The sequence below is a fragment of the Lactobacillus sp. UMNPBX17 genome, from assembly GCF_002553735.1.
GTDB lineage: Bacteria > Bacillota > Bacilli > Lactobacillales > Lactobacillaceae > Lactobacillus > Lactobacillus gallinarum.
On the sequence record NZ_PCYT01000093.1, the window covers coordinates 1 to 3,635 of the forward strand.

3 protein-coding genes and 1 pseudogene are annotated in these 3,635 nt (G+C 37.5%); 3 read left to right on the top strand and 1 reads right to left on the bottom strand.

Annotation, left to right across the window (positions count from 1 at the left end; translation table 11 throughout):
* Positions 1 to 185: 185 nt before the first annotated feature.
* Complete coding sequence (locus tag CP368_RS09355) at positions 186 to 2,132, bottom strand: M13 family metallopeptidase (protein ID WP_098044216.1); 1,947 nt, start codon at positions 2,130 to 2,132, stop codon at positions 186 to 188.
* Positions 2,133 to 2,326: 194 nt separating this feature from the next.
* On the opposite strand from CP368_RS09355, the gene CP368_RS09360 reads away from it, so the two are divergent.
* The 3 genes and pseudogenes from CP368_RS09360 to CP368_RS09370 all read left to right on the top strand — a co-directional run.
* Positions 2,327 to 2,692: a pyridoxamine 5'-phosphate oxidase family protein gene (locus CP368_RS09360; RefSeq protein WP_025006431.1), complete on the top strand. Its 366-nt coding sequence runs from the start codon at positions 2,327 to 2,329 to the stop codon at positions 2,690 to 2,692.
* 318 nt (positions 2,693 to 3,010) lie between these two features.
* Positions 3,011 to 3,376, top strand: a complete 366-nt coding sequence (locus CP368_RS09365) for a pyridoxamine 5'-phosphate oxidase family protein (protein WP_025006431.1) — start codon at positions 3,011 to 3,013, stop codon at positions 3,374 to 3,376.
* A 15-nt stretch (positions 3,377 to 3,391) separates the two neighbouring features.
* A pseudogene (locus CP368_RS09370) lies at positions 3,392 to 3,635 on the top strand (zinc ribbon domain-containing protein); the annotation flags it as partial.

Below are 3,635 nucleotides of genomic sequence, written 5' to 3' on the forward strand. Positions count from 1 at the left end.
GGGTTTAGGGCACTTTCTCAGAGGACTTGAGTTTGATTGCTCTGGGAAGTTAGCAATAAAAATCAAGCAAACTGTATGTACCTAAGAAATAGCGATGCTTAATGAAGCAAAAAATCCTATTAAATCCAGGCTTATTAACACCAAGATTTAATAGGATTTGAGTTTTATTATTTAAAATAAGATTTTTACCAAATGACTACGCGTTTAGCAGGATCAAGCCACATACCATCGTCTTCTTGGACATTGAAGGCCTTATAGAATTCTGGTTGGCATTGTACTTGAACGTTAACTCTTTCAGGACCTGGAGCGTGAACATCGAAGGCGGCAATTGTCTTAATGATTTCAGGAGATTCTTTGCTTGCCCAAATGCGAGCATAGTTTTCGAATAGTTCTTTCATGTCGCCATGTTCATTCTTATTAGCTTCAATACCAGCAGTTAAACCACCTTGATCGGCAATATTTTCACTAACAATTTGCTTACCGTTAAGAGTTACAGGCCCATACTTGATACCATTGAACAAATCGATTTCAGCTTGAGTACGCTTTTCAAATTCCGCAAAATCTTCCTTAGTCCACCAATTCTTCATGTTGCCGAACTCATCGTACTTAGCACCATTGTTGTCGAATGCGTGGGAGATTTCATGCGCGATTACCACGCCAATACCGCCGTAGTTAGTGGCACGAGAAGCATGGATATCGTAGAAAGGTGCTTCCAAAATAGCAGCAGGGAAGGTAATATCATTTCTTTGTGGATCATAGCAAGCATTGATCAAGTTGCCTGGCATGTACCATTCGCTGCGATCAACTGGCTTGTACAGTTTCTCGAAATTATGCTTCAAACCGACTTCACGAATATCTGCTTGATTACTGTAAAGACTGCCGCCTTCACCTGCCGGGGTAATCTGGAACAAATCGTAAACATGGTCGATTTTATCAGGATAGCCAATCTTTAAAACCAAGGCGCGCAACTTGGTAATTGCCTTTTCCTTAGTAGTAGGTGAGAGCCAGTCATTATTGCTGATACGCTGCTCGTAGACATCAATCATGCGGTGAATCATATCTTCTACGTCAGCCTTGGCATCTTCACCAAAGTAAGTGCGACCATAATACACGCCGATTACATCGTCAAATAAATCATTTGCTTTATAGTAAGCTTCCTTTTCTTGACTAGGTAGTTCCTTTTGTCCATAGGTAGCTTGCTTGAATGGGAAGACAGCTTGACGGAAATCTTCTGATAAAAATGCTGCAGCTTTGTTAATGAAAGTAGAGATTAACCAGCCTTTAAGTTCATCGAAGCTTTCTTGATCAAATAATTCGTTGAAGTGGTCTAAGAATTTTGGTTCACGTACAACAACGTAATCTGGCTTCTTTTCAAAAAGCTGATCAAGTAATTGACCTAAGTTTAAAGAACTGGTCTTTTCTTCAAATTCGTTAGTCTTGATTGGGTTATAAAGAGCTACATCATCGGCACGTTCTTCGGCTGACTTGGCTACTTTAACGATTTTAGCATCGAGTGCAATCGCATCAGTAGCGTATTTCTTAGCAGCAGCTTCTTCAACACCAGCCATCTTTAATAAGTTTTCAGTTTGCTTTTGCCAAACATCGAGTAGTTGCTTAGCAGAAGGAGATTGATAACTAGTAGTGTCAGGCAAGATCAATGAGTTGCGATCGAAGGAGAGGGAATTGATCTTAGTATTCTTACGATCAGGTTCAACTTCGAATAAAAATGGAAAGCTAAAGCGCAAGAATAATTTTGCTAGATTTTGCTTGACGTCATCGACATCTTTTAGGTTGGTTAAAGTTTCAAGATCAGCTTGAGCAGGTTGAAAGCCATCGGTGTCTCTTTTCGCGAAATCCTTAGCCAATTTATAAACTTCGATTGCCTTGTCAAAGTTAGGAATATCAGGCAAAGCTTTTTTACCAGAAGCAAAATCAGCTAAGTCGTTCATCAATTCTTTTTCGATTTTTAAATCAATTTCACTGAAACTACTGATTAATGGACGATCGGTAGGGATCTTGGCTTTAGAAATCCAGTCAGAGTTAACGGCTAAGTATAAGTTATCTTGAATGCGGGCATTAAGATCGGGCTTGGTGATATCACCAGCACCGCCGCGGATTTTTGCTAAATTCATATGTTTCTCCTTTGTTTTTTAGTTGGTTAAATCATAGCATTTTTTAAAATAAAATGAAAATTTAATTTTGCTTATTTATAGTAATAAAAGCATTTTGTTAAATAAAAATCAGGATGTAAGCAAATCCCTAACACCTGCTATTAAATCGATGTATACTTATAGTGTATTGATAAAACAGAAAGGATATATTGTCTATGAAGAAATTAAATACTAACAAACTTACTGAAGAACAAGCAAACCTTTTTAAGAATAACTTAGTTTACTTATCAACTGTTGATGCTGATGGTAACCCACAAGTTGGTCCTAAGGGCTCAATGACTGTCTTAGACCCAAGCCACTTACAATACCTTGAAAAGACCAAGGGTGAAGCTTACGAAAACATTAAGCGCGGTTCAAAGGTTGCTCTTGTTGCAGCTGATGTTCCATCACACACTGCAGTTAGGGTACTTGCTACTGCAGAAGTTCACGAAGATGATGACTATGCAAAGAAAGTTTTAGCTAAGACTGAATTTCCAAATGCATTCGTAGTTAACTTAAACATCGAAGAAGTATTTGCATAAAACTTAATTTATATGAAATTGAGTCAGGGAAACCTGGCTCTTTTTTAATCAACTAAGTGTAAAATAGTTTGCGGTGACGCTTAGTTACAAATTAAAAAGGAGCCAAATCTAATTTAGGACTTGACTCCAAAACAAAAAGACCAGTAGTCTGATGTTACGCAAAAAAACATATTAGAAACTGGTCTTTTATGAATTTAATTGTAACTGAAATCGTAGGTATTTTAAAGTCTGAAACTTACTCCTTACACAAACTATTTTACGGTCTCATCAAATTGATGTATACTTAGTATATCGATAAATTGAAAGGATGTATTGTCTATGAAAAAATTAAACACTAACAAACTTACTGAAGAACAAGCAAACCTTTTCAAGAATAACTTAGTTTACTTATCAACTGTTGATGCTGATGGTAACCCACAAGTTGGTCCTAAGGGCTCAATGACTGTCTTAGACCCAAGCCACTTACAATACCTTGAAAAGACCAAGGGTGAAGCTTACGAAAACATTAAGCGCGGTTCAAAGGTTGCTCTTGTTGCAGCTGATGTTCCATCACACACTGCAGTTAGGGTACTTGCTACTGCAGAAGTTCACGAAGATGATGACTATGCAAAGAAAGTTTTAGCTAAGACTGAATTTCCAAATGCATTCGTAGTTAACTTAAACATCGAAGAAGTATTTGCATAAAACTTAATTTATATGAAATTGAGTCAGGGAAATCTGTTAAAGAATCATGCCTTATCTCAAGCCATTTCTGATGCTGGTTGGCGTAGTTTCCTGAACATGCTGGCTTATAAGGCAGATCTATATGGCAAAGAATTTCTAACAATTGATCCTAAATATACTACTCAACGCTGTCATGCTTGTGGCAGTATTATGGGACAAAATAGCTATAAGAAATTAACCCTTAAGGATCGGGAATGGACTTGCCCAATCTGTCGAACGC

What these genes read in the sequence shown, in the direction of transcription:
- CP368_RS09355 (WP_098044216.1), bottom strand. Translation starts at nt 2,132, where the DNA reads ATGAATTTAGCAAAAATCCGCGGCGGTGCTGGTGATATCACCAAGCCC.
- CP368_RS09360 (WP_025006431.1), top strand. Translation starts at nt 2,327, where the DNA reads ATGAAGAAATTAAATACTAACAAACTTACTGAAGAACAAGCAAACCTT.
- CP368_RS09365 (WP_025006431.1), top strand. Translation starts at nt 3,011, where the DNA reads ATGAAAAAATTAAACACTAACAAACTTACTGAAGAACAAGCAAACCTT.